The organism is Achromobacter sp. GQ309, from assembly GCF_059759315.1.
Window position 1 is genome coordinate 191,536 of the sequence record NZ_JCAXDP010000004.1, and the last position, 15,054, is coordinate 206,589.

The 15,054-nt window shown below is 69.4% G+C and carries 15 protein-coding genes; all 15 read right to left on the reverse strand.

Annotation, left to right across the window (positions count from 1 at the left end; genetic code table 11):
- Positions 1-24: 24 nt before the first annotated feature.
- Complete coding sequence (locus AC6CIE_RS14185; RefSeq protein ID WP_239216446.1) at positions 25-1,575, reverse strand: hypothetical protein; 1,551 nt, start codon at positions 1,573-1,575, stop codon at positions 25-27.
- Positions 1,572-2,189: a hypothetical protein gene (locus tag AC6CIE_RS14190; RefSeq protein WP_498092542.1), complete on the reverse strand. Its 618-nt coding sequence runs from the start codon at positions 2,187-2,189 to the stop codon at positions 1,572-1,574. Before AC6CIE_RS14190 ends, AC6CIE_RS14185 begins: the two co-directional genes overlap by 4 nt.
- A complete protein-coding gene (locus AC6CIE_RS14195; RefSeq protein ID WP_239216444.1) occupies positions 2,186-2,713 on the reverse strand; it encodes a TadE/TadG family type IV pilus assembly protein in 528 nt (175 codons plus the stop codon). The genes AC6CIE_RS14190 and AC6CIE_RS14195 overlap by 4 nt, the downstream gene beginning before the upstream one ends.
- Positions 2,706-3,671, reverse strand: coding sequence for a tetratricopeptide repeat protein (locus tag AC6CIE_RS14200; protein ID WP_498092544.1), 966 nt, complete (start codon positions 3,669-3,671; stop codon positions 2,706-2,708). The genes AC6CIE_RS14195 and AC6CIE_RS14200 overlap by 8 nt, the downstream gene beginning before the upstream one ends.
- Positions 3,668-4,609, reverse strand: coding sequence for a type II secretion system F family protein (locus AC6CIE_RS14205; RefSeq protein WP_239216442.1), 942 nt, complete (start codon positions 4,607-4,609; stop codon positions 3,668-3,670). Before AC6CIE_RS14205 ends, AC6CIE_RS14200 begins: the two co-directional genes overlap by 4 nt.
- 22 nt (positions 4,610-4,631) lie before the next feature.
- The gene (locus tag AC6CIE_RS14210) at positions 4,632-5,615 is read right to left on the reverse strand and encodes a type II secretion system F family protein (RefSeq protein ID WP_498092546.1); all 984 of its coding nucleotides are present in this window, start codon (positions 5,613-5,615) and stop codon (positions 4,632-4,634) included.
- 21 nt (positions 5,616-5,636) lie between these two features.
- Positions 5,637-7,079, reverse strand: a complete 1,443-nt coding sequence (locus AC6CIE_RS14215; protein ID WP_452003793.1) for a TadA family conjugal transfer-associated ATPase — start codon at positions 7,077-7,079, stop codon at positions 5,637-5,639.
- Between the two features lie 28 nt (positions 7,080-7,107).
- Positions 7,108-8,379, reverse strand: a complete 1,272-nt coding sequence (locus tag AC6CIE_RS14220) for a CpaE/TadZ family protein (protein ID WP_498092548.1) — start codon at positions 8,377-8,379, stop codon at positions 7,108-7,110.
- A 5-nt stretch (positions 8,380-8,384) separates the two neighbouring features.
- A complete protein-coding gene (locus tag AC6CIE_RS14225; RefSeq protein WP_286938333.1) occupies positions 8,385-9,086 on the reverse strand; it encodes a CpaD family pilus assembly lipoprotein in 702 nt (233 codons plus the stop codon).
- 20 nt (positions 9,087-9,106) lie between these two features.
- Positions 9,107-10,690 (reverse strand): type II and III secretion system protein family protein, encoded by a 1,584-nt coding sequence (locus AC6CIE_RS14230; RefSeq protein ID WP_217467854.1) that lies wholly within the window; start codon positions 10,688-10,690, stop codon positions 9,107-9,109.
- Positions 10,691-10,693: 3 nt separating this feature from the next.
- Positions 10,694-11,665: a Flp pilus assembly protein CpaB gene (gene cpaB, locus AC6CIE_RS14235; RefSeq protein WP_498092550.1), complete on the reverse strand. Its 972-nt coding sequence runs from the start codon at positions 11,663-11,665 to the stop codon at positions 10,694-10,696.
- A gap of 95 nt (positions 11,666-11,760) precedes the next feature.
- A complete protein-coding gene (locus tag AC6CIE_RS14240; RefSeq protein WP_056565312.1) occupies positions 11,761-12,291 on the reverse strand; it encodes an A24 family peptidase in 531 nt (176 codons plus the stop codon).
- A 14-nt stretch (positions 12,292-12,305) separates the two neighbouring features.
- Positions 12,306-12,509: a Flp family type IVb pilin gene (locus AC6CIE_RS14245; protein ID WP_105241336.1), complete on the reverse strand. Its 204-nt coding sequence runs from the start codon at positions 12,507-12,509 to the stop codon at positions 12,306-12,308.
- A 123-nt stretch (positions 12,510-12,632) separates the two neighbouring features.
- Complete coding sequence (locus tag AC6CIE_RS14250) at positions 12,633-14,186, reverse strand: sensor histidine kinase (protein WP_498092552.1); 1,554 nt, start codon at positions 14,184-14,186, stop codon at positions 12,633-12,635.
- A 4-nt stretch (positions 14,187-14,190) separates the two neighbouring features.
- On the reverse strand, positions 14,191-14,859 hold the full coding sequence (locus AC6CIE_RS14255; protein WP_105237018.1) for a response regulator transcription factor: 669 nt from the start codon (positions 14,857-14,859) through the stop codon (positions 14,191-14,193).
- Positions 14,860-15,054 lie beyond the last annotated feature (195 nt).

Genomic DNA, 15,054 nt, shown 5'->3' on the forward strand with positions numbered 1-15,054 from the left:
AAATGTGGTGATGCGGGGTTTGGCTTATTCGACGAGCGTGGTCAGCGCCGCGAGCTGGCGCAGTTCGTCGACGATGTCGTCGAGCCGGCTCTGGATGCGGCCTTCGGAGACCACGAAGTCCTTGCCGGACAGGTAGATCTGGTCCGATCCCTTTTCCGCGCAGACGGCCAGCCCGGGGCCCGCGATGCGCCGGAAGTCTGACGCGCTGCGGATCTGGCCGTCTTCGTCCGTCTCTTCGTCATTGCCCGTGACGATCAGGTAGAACTTCAGGTCGCGGGCGCGAAAGCTGCTGCACAGGCGGGCGAAGCGTTCGGTCACGACGTTGTCGTCGCCGCCGCCGTTGTCCGAGTCGCCATCGATCTTCTGGCCGACGTAGGCGTTGTAGGAATCGGTGTCGAACCAGCGCTGGCCCGTGGAGTTGGCCAGGAACACGATGGCCTTGACGCGATCGCCCGTGCCGTCGTCGAAGTCGCGGGGCAGATCGTCCTCCAGGCCCCAGCCGGACCCGCCCCGAAAGGCCGGCGCCAGCGCCATGGCGGCCCAGCCCATGGCGATGGCATGGTTGGTGTTGAAGCGCGTGCTCATTTCGTCGAGCCGTTCGCCGATCTTGCCCAGGTCGTTGGTCAGTGGCAGCAGCGCCGCGTGGGGGCAGCCGCGGTCGGCGACCATCCAGCGCGTGTCGTTCACGCCGTTGGCCTGGCCGAAGAACGGATTGGGGCCGATCCAGCGGATGGGCGGGGCGCCGGGGCTGCCGTTCTCGGGCAGGTCGTGGCGGTAGTACACGCCGAACTGCCCGGCGGGCGGTTCGGTCCAGAAATAGTTGTCGCCGCGGTTCAGGCCGCGGTACATGCACAGCAGGTTGGCGCGCCGGTCGGGAATGCGGCGATCGGCCAGGCCCGCGTAACCGGAGCGGAACAGCGAGGTGAGTTCGACGGGGTTGAGCGCGCCCGGCTTGCTCCACAGGCGGATGCGGTTGGACTGCGCCGGATCGTAGACGCTGACCGCCTGGCTGTAGGGCACCAACGCGAGCCAGGCGCTGTCGGCGTCTTCCAGCAGGCGCGAGGCGAACGACTTGCCCAGCCGGCGCAGCGCGGCCAGATTGTTGGCGTCTTCTCCCAGCGAGTTGGGCAGCGCGAGCGCCACTTCCAGCGAGCGCTGGCGCGAGACGGCGGCCGACGCGACGGTGACGGCCTGGTCTGGCGTCTGCGAGAGGATGCTCGAGGCTTCGAACGTCGCCGTGACGCGGGTGCCGGGCATGTCGTTCTTCGTGATGGTCTCGGCCCGGACGGACAACGCGCGGCCCAGTTGTGCGCGATCCATGCCCAGGTTCACCGCCACGTAGCGTTCGGCGATGTCCTGGATGTCGGCGTCGCGGGACTTGGCGTAGGCCGCGGCGGACGCGAGCGCCGCTGCGTCGGTGGCGCGCTTGAGCTGTGCGGCGTCGGCGGTCATGCGCGTGCCGTCCGAGGCATAGGCGGCCAGGGCGGCGACGGCGCCGATCAACAGCAGCAGGAATACGGCGGACGCGCCGCGTTGGCGGGCCAGCGAGAGGACGCGGTCGGGACGTTGCTTCATGGTTGGGCGTAGGCCAGGCCGGAAGCGACGCTTTCCGCGCGCAGCGTTTCATCCAGCGTGATGGTTCGGGAGGTGGCGCGGAACACGGCGGCCGTTTGCAGCAGGTCGGGCAGCGGCATGCCGGCCCAGATGGAGATGTCGGCGGTGTCGCGGCAGGCCTTCACCACGATCATCGACAGGGTGCTGTTGTCCACGTTGCTTTCGCCAGTGTCGGGGCGGTCTTGCGGCAGGACGCCGGTGTATTGACCGCCGGAGGCCGGCGCGTCGCACAGGTCGCCTGCGCCGCCGCGCTGCAGCGCCCAGGCGATGCGGCCGGACTCGAGCACGTTCAGGATGATGAGCTGCTGCATCTCTTCGTGGCCCTGCATGGCAAGCTGCGCCAGCATGTCGACGCCGGCGGCGGTCAGGGAAGGTTGCGCCGCGATGTTCAGCGCCATGGCGCCCGCGGCGTTCTCCACGCGGATGCGTTCGCTGTGGATGCGCTGCATGTCGGCGCCGATCATGCCGACGCCCAGCAGGATGGGCAGCGCAAGCGCCGCTTCCACGGCCAGCGCGCCGCGCTGGCGCCGGCGCGGCGTCGCGGCGTCGCGGGGTGGACGCGGGGCGACGGTCACGGCTGGGATTCCTGGTTGCGTTGCGGCAGGTAGGCCAGCACCTGCTGATAGCGATAGCGGAAGGCGCCGCTGTCCACGCCCAGGAGACGCGGCAGAGGCGTGATGAAGTCCTTGCGCACGTCGACCTCGATGCGCCACGCGGGCACGTTGGTCAAGGCCGCCGCCTGGGTCTCGTCCTCGCCACCGCCGCCGCCCATCGCGTCCAGCGAAGCAAAGCGCTCGACTTCGACGGTGGCGATGTTCTCGTCGTCCAGGTAGTTGTGCGAGGCCGCCACCATGCGCGAGCGCACCAGCGACTCGATGGCGCCGCCGTCCTGCATGCCCGCCGCGCCGTCCTGGCGGAACTGCTGCACGGCGCGTTCCAGCGCGCTGGCGCCCATGTTGATGGTCAGTCCGATGTTGGCCAGCTCCATGAACATCATCGCCGCGGCGATGACGACGGGCAGGACGTACGCGGCTTCGACGGACAGCGAGCCGCGTTGGCTGCGCAGGAACCGGCGCGCGCCGCAGGCGTGATCAGCCATTGCCGTTTGCCTCCGTTTCGCGCAGCAGCAGCACGTGGCGGCTGGCGGCCATCAGTTCGCTGCCCACGGCGGCGCCGTCGCGGATGCGCTGGCGGCGCTGCGCGAAGTCGGCCAGCGCCTGCGGCACGAGCGCGGGCGCCATGATGCCTTCGAGCGTCTTGCGCGCCGCGGCGTCGTCGCCCTGCAGCACCTGCGCGAAGGCCAGGTTCAGCTTGAGTGTCGGCAGCTGGACCGCGTCGGCCTGCGACAACAGGCGGATGGCTTCCTGCGCATCGCCGCTGGCCAGGTGCGACAGCGCCAGGTTGTTCAGGACACGGAAGTCCGAGGGATCCAGTTCCCACGCCTGCGCCAGCAGCTTGCGGGCCTGCGCGTGGTCGCCGCTGGCGTCCAGCAGCACGCCCTTGGCGTTCAATGCGGCGACGTTGTTGGCGTCGGCCGCGAGTGTGCAATCGAAGTCCTGAAGGGCGGCGTCGCGCTGGCCCATCGCCATGCGGGCGCGGCCCAGGCCGTTGCACAGCGTGACTGTCGCGGCGGGCGTGAGCGTCGTACCCGCTTCGTTCAGGGCGCGGCGGGCGCGGCCGAACAGGGCCAGGTTGTCGCGCGGCGATTGGGTGGGCGCGGCCACGCTGGCGTATTCCAGCAGCTCCAGCGGCTTCAGGCTGCCGCGCTGTTCAAGCTGGGCGTAGACGCCGGCCGCGCCTTCGTAGCGGCCCTGGTCACGCAGCAGACGCGCAAGCTTCAGGCCTTCGGCCGCCGCGTCGCCGTTGCTGGCGAGCGGGCGCGGCGAGGCCGTGTTGCCGCTGGACTGGGTCAACAGGTTGCGGCTGCTGGGCGCGGTGGCGGAATCGGACTTGCTGAATGTGCTGCACGCGCTCAGCATCGCGGCCATCAGCACGACGCCGGCGGCGCGGGTCAGGCGCAGGGTGGGCAGCGGGAACATCGGAAGGGTTGCGGTCATTGCATCAGGGTCCGGATAACGCGCATAAGCGCGGGCGTGGCGACGATGGCGACCACCGGCGGCAGGATGAGGGTCATGAGGGGCACGCTGAGCTGCGCGGGCAGCTTGCCGGCCTTCTCTTCCAGTTCAAGGATCAGGCGGCTGCGGCTCTCCTCGGCAATCGTGCGCAGCGCCTGCGCGAGCGGCGTGCCGTAGCGTTCGGCCTGCACCAGCGACCCCACCATGCTTTCGATGGTCGGCACGCGCGTCCGGTCGGCCAGGTGGCGCAGCGCGGCGGCGCGGTCGGGCAGCAGTTGCAGTTCGGCGCTGGTGAAGGCCAGTTCGTCGGCCATGGCGGGCGCGCTGAAGGCCAGTTCCCGCGACACCACCTTCAGGATGCGCGGAAACGGCAGGCCGGCCTCGGCGCAGATCACCATGAGGTCCAGCGCGTCGGGCATGCTGCGGGCCAGGGCTTCGTGACGCCGGCCGGCGCGCAGCTTGACCAGCAGTTCGGGCAAGGTGGTGCCGACGAACAGCGAGATCAGGCCCACGGCCAGGCCGGTCAGGCCGAAGCGCGTTTGCGGGCTGGTCAGCAGCCACAAGGCCAGCGCGCACAGCACGACGCCGCTGCCGTACTTGGCGGCCATGAAGAGGCCGCTGGCCTCGGGGCGCCGCCAGCCGGCCTGCGCCAGCAGGCGTTCGGTGGCCAGGCGGTCCTGCTCGGTGCCGGCCAGTTTCATGCCGAAGGCGGCGATGCCTTGGGCGACGGGAGGCAGCGGCGAGCTGGAGTCCAGCGCAATCGAGGCCGTGCTTTCGCCGGCGCCTCTTCCGCGGCGGCCCAGCCGCTCGTGCAGGGGATTGCGGCGCGACTCGGCGCGCAGCAGCCAGACGGCCAGCACGATGCCGGCGATGAAGGCCAGGAGCAGCAGGGGCGCCAGGGGATCGGAAAAGAGGGGCATGGCAGCTAGTCGCGGGGCAGGGTCAGCGGATCCGCTTGACCATCAGATGGGTGACGAACAGGCCCAGCCCAACGCTGGCGGCGGCGTAGATCATCACCTTGACGCCCGCCGCGTCGTTGAACATGAAGCGGAAGTCGTCCGGGGAATTCAGGTACATGTAGAGCAGCACGCCCGGCACCAGCAGGGCGACGATCTTGGCCGAGGCGCGCGCCTCGGACGTCTTGGCCTGCACCTTCATGCCCAGTTCGGCGCGCGCGCGCAGCGTGGCGGACAGGCGTTCCAGCGTGTCGCCGAGCCGGCCGCCCGACTCCTGGCTGATGATGAGAATGACGGCAAAGAAGCGGTACTCCGGCAGCGGCACGCGCTCGGCCGACGATTGCATGGCCTGCTTGAGCGGCACGCCGAGCTTGAGCCAGTTCTCGATCTCGCGCAGCTCGGGCGCCAGGGGGCCGTGCAGGTGATCGGCGGCGATGCCGAACGCGCTTTGCAGCGGCACGCCCGAGCGGCAGATGCGGGTGATGCCGTCGATCGCTTCGGGCAGGCTGCGCGCCAGCGCGGCCAGGTGCTTGGCCATGGCCTGTTGATAAAGCATCGTGCACAGCGCGGCCCACAGCAGCGGCGCGGCCAGCAGCGCCAGGAGGAACGGCGCGCCGGTCATGCGCACCAGCGCCAGCGCGCCAACCAATGCGACGGCGGCCGAAATGAGGATGCGCTCACGCAGCTTGGGCAGCCAGCCCAGCGCGCGCAGCCCGTCGCGCAGGCGCGCCACGCGCTGCCCCAGCCACGGCCAGCGCGGAAAGAGGTCGTCCTGGCCCGGCAGCGCGATGGAGTCGGGCGATTGCAGCACGGCGGCCGCCAGGCCGCTCTCGCGCTGCATCTGCAGGCGCAGCGCCGCCAGGCGGGCGGCCATCGCGTCTTCGCGGCGCTGGCGCCGGCTGTTGGCGCGCACCGCGAAAAAGCCGATGAACACCAGAAGGAAAATGAGCAGGGTGAAGAGGTCGAGCATGTCCGGGCTGCCTTGCCGCCGTCAGGCGAGATCCTGGTCGAACAGGTGCGACTTCTCGGTGTAGAAGTTCGGGCGCAGGCCGCTGCCGGTGTGTTCGCCCAGCACCTGCGTTGCCGTCGAGCCGGCACGCGAGCGGAAGACGTGCAGCTCCTGCGTCTGGATCACTTCTTCTTCCATGCCGCAGATTTCCATGATGGATACGACGCGCCGGGCGCCATCGCGCATGCGTTCGATCTGCACGATGAGGTCGACGGCGCTGGCGATCTGGCGTCGAATCGCGGCCAGCGGCAGTTGCATGTTTGCCATCATCACCATGTTTTCCAGACGCATCAGCGCATCGCGCGGCGTGTTGGCGTGGACGGTGCACAGCGACCCGTCGTGGCCGGTGTTCATGGCTTGGAGCATGTCGAAGCACTCGCCGCCGCGCACTTCGCCCAGGATGATGCGGTCCGGGCGCATGCGCAGCGCGTTCTTCATGAGGTCGCGCTGGTCGACGCGCCCGCCGCCTTCGGCGCTTTCGGGGCGGGTCTCCAGGCGGATAACGTGTTCCTGCTGAAGCTGCAGTTCGGCGGCGTCCTCGATGGTGATGATGCGTTCGAGCGGGCTGATGTTCTGCGACAGCGCATTGAGCAGCGTCGTCTTGCCGGCGCCGGTGCCGCCCGACACGACGATGTTCAGCCGCGCTTCCATTGCGCGGCGCAGCAGCACGGCCATGTCCATCGACATCGCGCCGCGCGTCGCCAGCGATTCCAGCGACAGGTCGCGCCGCATGAACTTGCGGATCGAGATCGTGGTGCCGTCCAGCGCCAGCGGATGCGTGATGACGTTGACGCGGCTGCCGTCGGGCAGGCGGGCGTCGACCATCGGGTTGGCTTCGTCGATGCGGCGGCCCACGCGGGCGGCGATGCGCTGCGCGGTGTTGAAGACGTGCTCTTCGTCGATGAAGGTGATGGACGACAGCTCCAGCTTGCCAAAGCGTTCGACGAAGATCTGGTTGGCGCCGTTCACCAGGATGTCGTTGACCGTGTCGTCGGCGAGCAGCGGTTCGATGGGGCCCACGCCGACCATCTCGTCCAGCATCTGCCGCGCGATCAGTTCCTCTTCCTGGCCGGACAGCTGCAGGCGCTGCTCGTCGCAGATGCGGCGGATCAGCGCGTCAATCTGCGCCTGAAGCCGGTCGCGCGGCATGGCCGCCGCCTTGAGCGGGTCGATCAGCTCGAAGAGCTCGTTGCGGATCACGCGGCGCTGCGCGGTGCTTTCGGCGTTGGGCGCGGCGGCGGCGGGGCGCGGGGCGGGCTGCGGTGCCCGGGGGGCGGGTGCAACGGGCGCGCTGGGCATGGGTGCAGGCTGCGCGACGGCCGGCGACGGGACGGCCGGGGCGGCAGCGGCGGGCGTGGCAATGGCCTGCGCGGCGGCAGCCGCTGAAGGGAAGGAGGAAGGCGCGGGCTTTCGGCGGGGCAGCATGATGTCGGTCTGTCGTGTCTTGCGGGAATCAGGCGCGTGCCGCGCGGCCGGCCGGGGCCGAGCGGTTCAGCCAGGAACGCAGCCGATGCAGCGTGCCCTGCTCGGAGGCGGGCGCGGCCGATGGCAGACCGAGAATGCGCGCGCCAAGCTGCGCGACGGCCTGGGCATAGGCGGGCGCGGCTTGCGGCGACAGCGGGCCTTTCAGGAGGCTGGCGGCCAGCGCCTGGCCGGCGTAGGGCAGATGCTGGTCGATGCGCCGGCCGACGAATTCCTCGAACTGTGCCGCGCTCAGTGCGGCGGCCTGCGTCTGGCGCGCGTCGCTGGCCACCAGGACCAGACGCTGATTGGCGCTGCCCTCGCCCAGCTCGGCCAGCAGGCGATGCGTGTTGCGCGCGCCTTGTACGGTCAGCTCGGTCAGCACGACCCGGATGTCGGCATGCGCAAGCACCTCGTCCGCGCCGCCGGGCCGGTGCGACGGCAGGTCCCACAGCGACAGCGAGAACCACTGGCACAGCGCGCCGCCGATCTCGAGCGCGCGCTCGGGGTCGAAAGGCGTTTCAGGACCGGGACGCTGCGCCAGCAGTTGCAGGCGCGCGGCAGGCTGCGCCTGCTGCGGCGCGGGCACCTGGCCGGCGGCAAGCAGCGTGCGTTGCAGTAGGCGCGGATCGATGTCGGGCGCGGACAGCAGGCTGGCAAGCCCCGCGTCGGCTTCCAGGCCAAGCAGCAGCGGCAGGTCGCCCTTGCGCCGGTCGAAGTCGACCATCACGGTCGGCGTCTGCCGCGAATGCGCCAGCCACAGGCCCAGCGATGCGGTCAGCGTGCTGACGCCCAGGCCGCCCGCTGCGCCCACGATGGCCGCGGAACGGCCGGCGCGCGCGGCGCCGCCCTGGCCCAGCGGCGCGTCGTCGTCGGCGCGCGCCAGCGTGTCGGCCAGCACGTCCAGGCGCGGCGGCTTGATGAGGTAGTCGAAGATACCGGCCTGCAGCAGCTGGCGGTACAGGTCCACGTCCTGCTTGTCGCCCAGTGCGACGATGCGGCACGCGGGGCCGGTCAGGGCCGCCAGTTCCAGCAGCGCGGCGATCGGATGCGGCTCGCCGGTGATGTCGGCCAGCAGCACGGCGGGTAGCGGATTCGCGGCGCACCAGGCGGCTGCGGCGGCGGGGCCGCCCGCTTGCAGCGCGCAGGCGGGACGTTGCAGGCGGACAAGTTGCTCGCCAATGACGGCCAGGTCGGCCTGGGCGGCAAAGACGGCGGGGCCAGGAGTGGGCGCGCCGTTGCGGGTCGGTGTCGTGTTGCTCATGGCCGTCAGTTGTCGAAGTCGATGTCGATCAGGTCGCGGATCTCGCCGGTCTGGTAGCGGTCGACGGCGCCAGCGGCCGCCTTGCCGTCCGCGCCTTCCAGCGCGCGCGGCCGGGACAGGTCGCGCGGGTCGCTGACCATGCGCGCCAGGTTGGCGCGATTCGCGCAGCCCAGCGTGCCGACGCCGTAGTAGGGATGGATCGTCCAGTCGTCGGGATTGGCGACGGTGCAGCGCGTGGCCTGCACGGTCAGCGCTTCGGATTGCAGTTCCAGGTCCCAGCCCGCCTGTGCCGCCTCCGCCAGGCGTTGCGTGTCGCGGGGCATGGACTCGACGCGCGGGGCGCGCGCGCCGCTACGGGCCAGCGCCTGCGCCAGGCGTTGCGCCAGCGCTTCGCCGCGCGCGTTGAACGGCGTCAGCGTCAGCACCTGGGCGTCGATGCGGCCTTGGCGCGTCAGCAGCTCATTGGCGGCGTTCAGCGAGTCGGCCGTCAGGCCGTTGCCGTCCGGCGCGGCCTGCAGCGCCAGCGCCACGGCGCGCGGGGCCACGGTGGGCGTCTTGGCGGCCTGGCCTGCGCCGAAGCGCTTGGCGCGCATGTCGTTCAACTGCGTGCCGCAGCCGGTGAGCAGCAGGGCCGCCAGCAGCGGCGCGGCGGGAAGCAGGCGGCGCAGCGCGCGGCCAGTCGGGGAGGCGGTCTTGTCGTGGTGCATGGCGTGTCTCTCGTCCGCGTTCAGTACAGGTAGCCGATGGGGGCTTGCGGCGGCAGCAGGTCGTCGATGCCGGCCAGGCCCTGGCCGGGCACCTGCAGTTCGCCGGCCGCCACGGGGTCGACCACGTTGGCGGTGACCAGGATGACCAGCTCGGTCTCGTCCTTGGCGGACACCTCGTGTTCAAACAGCCGGCCCAGCAGCGGGATGCTGCTCAGGCCCGGCACGCCGGAGACGGTCTGCGCCTGCGTCGAGCGCAGCATGCCGGCCAGCGCAAAGCTCTGGCCGCTGGCCAGTTCCACGGTGGTGTCGGCGCGGCGCACTTTCAGCGCGGGGATCGAGATGCCTTGCAACGTCACGGCGCCGTCTTCCGTCAGCTCGCTGACTTCGGGCGCGATGTGCAGGCTGATGCGATTGGCCGACAGCAGCGTCGGCGTCATGCGCAGGATCACGCCGTACGACTTGAAGTCGATCTGCACGTTGTTGTTGGTGATGATGACGATCGGCACTTCGCCGCCCGCGGCAAAGGCGGCGCTTTCGCCGGACATCGCGGTCAGGTTGGGTTCGGCCAGCACCGACGCGAAGCCTTCGGCCGACAGCGCCGAGATGAGGCCGCCCATGGTGAAGCGGCCGCGCGTGGTCATGCCGCCGGCCGCGAAGGTCGAGGTCGTGCGGCCGGGAATCAGGCTGGAGAAGTTCTTGCCGGTGACCGAATCGAACAGCGACGGATTGATGGTGTCCGTAACGGGCGCGAAGCCGCGGGCGGCGCTGCCGGTCATGATGCCCCACGCGCCGCTGCCGGAGTTGAGCGTGGCGGCCCAGTCAAAGCCCAGCTCGTGCGACAGCGTGCGCGACACTTCCACGACGCGCACCTGGATGTTGATCTGCGACGACAGCTCCACCTTGAGCTGGTTGATGACGCCATCGCGCGTGCTGCCCGCGCCGCGCGCCCCGCCGCCGCCTTGGGCGCCGGCGGACGTGCCGTCCAGATAGGCCTGCACCTGATCGACGATCTGGCGCGCCTCGATCGGCGTGCGCACGTTGCCGCGCACGATGATGCGGTTGTTCAGCGACGGTTCCAGCTCGATGTCCGCGCCCGGCACCGAACGCAGGATCTGTGTGCGCAGCGTGGACAGGTCGTGTTCGGCCACGACGCGGATCGCGGCGATGACGTTGTCCTGCGCATCCAGCGCGTACAGCGTCGTGGTGCCGACGGATTGGGCGAAGACGAAGATGTTGTTGGGGGACGGCACCTGGAAGCTGGCCACGCGCGGGTCGGCGACCAGCACCTTGGCTGCGTCGGACTTCAGTTTCAGCAACTGGCCTTCGCGCACATGCAGCGTGATCTCGCCGGTCGGCGCGATCTTCTTCAGACTGGCGGGCAACGCCGTCGGGGTGTTCTTGACGTCGACCGCGGGGCGCTCGCTGGGCGCGGCGGCGGGGGCCGCCAGGACGCCGGCGCCGGTCAGGCAAAGTGGCGCGGCCAGGCACAGGCCGGGCAACAGGAGGGCCGCGCCGCGGCGGGGCTGCTTGGGAATCATGGCGTGAACGGAGTTGAGGGCAATGGGATGCGCGGGCGTCGCCGCGGGCAGGCGTTGGGAGCGCATGGGTTACGGGGCGGCGGGTTGCGGGGCGGATGCGTCTTGCGGCGCCGCCTTGTCGAAGGTCTGCGCTTTCTGCTGTTCGCCCTTGAACATCTGCACCACGACCGGCTGGCGCGGCGGCTTGTTGAAGATGTCCGTCGCGTCGTTGATCCGCGTCACCGCGCTGATGGCGTCATGCGGCTGTTCGACCGTGTCGGCCTGCGCGCTGCGCAGCGCCAGCTGCAACAGCCCGACTTCGCGGGCGAGCGCAAGACGCTCGGAGTCGTGGGGCGTGACTTCCAGCGTCAGGCTTTCGTAGTAATTGCGAGGCGGCGCGGCTTTCTTGTCCTTGTCGGCCGTGTCGGTGGGCGCATTGCTGGCGGGCGCGATGCCGGCGGGGTTGCCGTTCAGCGCCAGCACACGCACGTTGCGCACGATGGTCTGCGACGCCAGCGTGGTGAACGAGGTATCGGGCTGGCCGGGAAGGGGCGGTTGGCTCGTGTCGCGTTCCAGATGCAGGATCACGTCGACCCGGTCGCCCGCCGACACCAGGCCGGAGTTGCTGGTGACCGCGCTGGCCGGGATCGACACGGCCCGCATGTCGGGCTTGAGCACCGAGGCGACAAAGCCATGATCGCCGCTGAACACCAGCCCGTCGCGCGTCAGCGGCTGGCCGTCCTGCAGGGCGCGGCGCGGGGTGGAGCCGGCGACGGTGCGCTCGACCTTGCGGCGTTCTTCGTCGGTGTCGGCGGTGTAGTGTTCAGCCCGGATCTCGCCGGCCGGCAGTTCGCGCCACGCCAGCGTGCGGCCCGCGACGAAGTCGCCGGGCGCGAGCGGTCCGGCCGCCGACAGCACCATGCGCACCGGCGCGCGCGGCGCCTCGACCTGCTTGACGATGGTCACGGGAGGCGGCGGCCGCATGAGCGCGCGGCCCACCAGGGCCGCTCCCGCGGCCAGCGCGATCGCCGAGGCAAGCAGGATCAATGATCGGGTCTTCATAGCAAATAGGAGTGATTTGTCTTTTCAATTGCATCAGAGGTGCGCAATGACCCCTGATGGCGCGCCGTCGGCGCATGGTCGTGCCTGGATGAAAGCTAGCTGGCGCTCCAGAGCACGAAGACCGCGCCGCAGGCAATCGCAAGCCCGTATGGAATGCCTTGCATGGGCTCGTCGCGCAGGGCGTGCGGCGTGGGAATGACAAGGCCGGACAGCCAGACGTTGATCCGCATCAGGAACAGCGCCAGTGCACGCTCCAACGCGCGCAGCAGCGGCAGCGCCAAGGCCATCGCGCCGCCGGCCAGTGCCGTCACGATGAGGAAGACGAAGGTGTGCTCGCCCAGCCACAGGCACAGTACGGCCATCAGCTTGGCGTCACCGGCGCCCATCCAGCGCATGGCAAAGAGGCAATACCCCGCCACCAGCACGCCCGCGCCGGCCAGGATGCCGGTCGTCAGCGACGCGCGCAGCGCGGGGTTGCCCTGCGCCAGCGTCCATCCGGCATACGCGACCCATGCCAGCAGCAACGCCAGCACCAGGCGGTTGCTGATGCGGCGATAGAGCAGGTCGGACACCACCACCCACGCCAGAGCGGGCAGGAGGATGATGCTGGGCAGGGAGTACGCCACGAAACGTCCGGCGATCAGCCGCCCGAGCGGGCGTCGGTGCCGGCTTCGGTGATGTCGCTGGCGATGGCGCCGAACTTGTCGCGCAGCGCGCTGATGAACGCGCCGTCGGAGCCGAAGATCACGCCCACGGCGGCGGCCATGGCAGCGGCGAGGATGCCGTATTCAATTGCGGTCACACCGCTTTCGTCACGAAGGAATTGTTGGATGCGGGAGGTCACGGAAAAGTCCAAAAAAGAATCGTCGTGAAGGAAAAAAACGAAGGCTTTGACAGCCGTCATTGCGCAGACGATATTAGGATTCATTTGCAGCTAGCGATCAACCTGCGAATCATTAAGACTCGTTCAGGAACTCCTGCCAGCCGCGCTTTTACAGGGCAGGCGCAGCACGGCAAGCAGGCCGCGCGCGGTGACGCGTGCGTCCCCATCGCGCGCATCCAGATCGTTGTCGGCAAGCACCAGTGATCCCCCGTGCAGCGCGGCCACCGCGTGCACTAGCGCGAGGCCCAGGCCATGTCCGGAGATCGTCCGGTCGCGCGTCAGCCGGCGGAAACGCTGCACGGCCTGGCCGCGCTGGTCGGCGTCGATGCCGGGGCCTTCGTCGGCGGCGCCCAGTTCGATCCAGGCGCCGCGCCGCCGCGCCAGTAGCGTGACGACGGTGCCGGACGGCGCGTACTTGATGGCGTTGTCGGCCAGGTTCACCAGCGCCTGGAACAGCAGCGCGCGGTCGCCCAGCAGCGGCAGATCGTCCTCGATGCGGGTCCGCAGGACCAGACCGCGTTGCTCGGCCAGCACGTCGTAATAGTCGTGCAGATCGGCCAGCAGGGCATGGATGTCCAGCTCGGCGGGTTCGTGGCGGCAGCGTCCCGTCTCGACCTCGCTGATGCGCATGACGGTGCGGAACAGGTACAGGATGCGCCGCACCTCTTCTTCGGCCAACGCCATCTCCGCTTCCGCGGCGGGGTTGTTGCGCATCGACTCGGCGGCGTTGCTCAGCCGCTGTTGCAGGCGCGTGAGCGGCGTGCGCAGCTCGTGCGCGATGTGATTGGTGGCATTGCGAACCTCTTCCATCAGGAAGTCGATACGTTCCAGCGCCTGGTTCACGTCGTGTCCCAGTTCGTCGAATTCGTCCTGGCTGCCTTGCAGCGACACGCGCGCGTTCTGGTCGCCGCGTGCAAACCGCGCCATGGTCTGCCGGATGCGCGTGACGCGGTTGGCGGCGCCGATGCTGAATAGCAGGCCCGCGCCCAGGCTGAGCAGCAGCGCGGTGAAGACGCTCAGCCCAACGACCAGCGGCACGGGATAGATGCGGTTGAGCATCGGCAGGATGTCGTACGCGATGACGTAGCGGCCGCCGTCGGGCAGCAGCGACGCATGGCCCAGCCATTCGCTGGAGCCTTCGCCCGTCGTCAGCGACGCCCGCAGCCAGCCGCGGCAGGGTTGCTGCCCGCCGCGGCACATCAGCGGCGACAGCAGTTCGCCGGCGCCGTAGAGCAGGCTGCCATCGGCCGCCTGAACCGAGATCGCGCGCTCGCGGCGCGGCACGGCGGCTTCGCGCTGGCGAAGCGCGCGCGCCAGGTCCACCGCGCTGTCGCGGCTGCTGAGCGTCTGGTGCGCGCGGATTTCGGCGGCGACCATGTCCTTCACATGCCGCACCATGACGTGCTCAAGCAGGTTCTGGCCCCAGGCGATGGAACCCAGCGTGACCAGCAGGAAGATGAACGCGAAGCACGCCGTGTAGCGGAAATGGCTGGTGGTGCGCGTGGGCGGCGGCTCCGACGCGCTCTCGGGCACGCGGCCGTCGCGCCAGAACGATCGCCACGAACCGAACAGGCGGGACAGCGGTCCCTGCCTGAGCGCCCGCAAGGTCTCAGGAAAATCGAACGGCACGGTATTCATCGGATCAGCTCAGCACGTATCCCATGGCCCGCACGGTCTTGAGCAACGGCTGCGCGAAATCCTTGTCGATCTTCGAGCGCAGCTTGGACACGTGCACGTCGATCAGGTTGGTCTGCGGATCGAACTGCAGACCCCACACCTTCTCCAGCAGCATGCCGCGCGGCACGGTCTGCCCGGCGTGTTCGGCCAGCGTGCGCAGCAGCAGGAATTCCTTGTCCGTCAGGCTGATGTCGCGGCCGGACCGCGTGACCTTGCGGCGCAGCAGGTCGATCTGCAGATCCTGCACGCACAGACGCGCGGTGTTGGGCGGCGTGGCGTCGTGCCGCTGCACCAGCAGCTCCATGCGCACCATCAGTTCAAGAAAGTCGAAGGGCTTGCCGATGTGGTCCTGCGCGCCGGCGCGCAGCCCCTCGACGCGATCCGAGGCCTGGTCGACGGCTGACAGGATGATGACGGGCGGGTGCGGACGGCCTTGCAGGCGGCGCAGCACTTCGATGCCGTCGATGCCCGGCAGCATGCGGTCCAGGACGGCAATGTCGAACACCTGGCGGTCCAGGGCGATCAGCGCCTGTTCGCCCGAGTCGACGGGCACGCATTGGTGGCCGCTAGCCTGGAACTTGCTGGCCAGCCAATAGCTCACTTTGCTGTCGTCCTCGATTAACAGTATCCGCATGAATTTCCTCGCTCGCGTGTGCCTTCATTCCGCCAGCGTTTGTCGCCGAACTTCTCATGCCGCACGCATCAGAAATTCATCCCGGTAAGCCGTGAGGCTTGCGCCTTCGAGCCAGGCGCTTATGGGATCACGATTCATATCGCAACAGCAACGGGCTAAAAGTTAACAAGATTTAATCTTATTGTAAATAAGAAT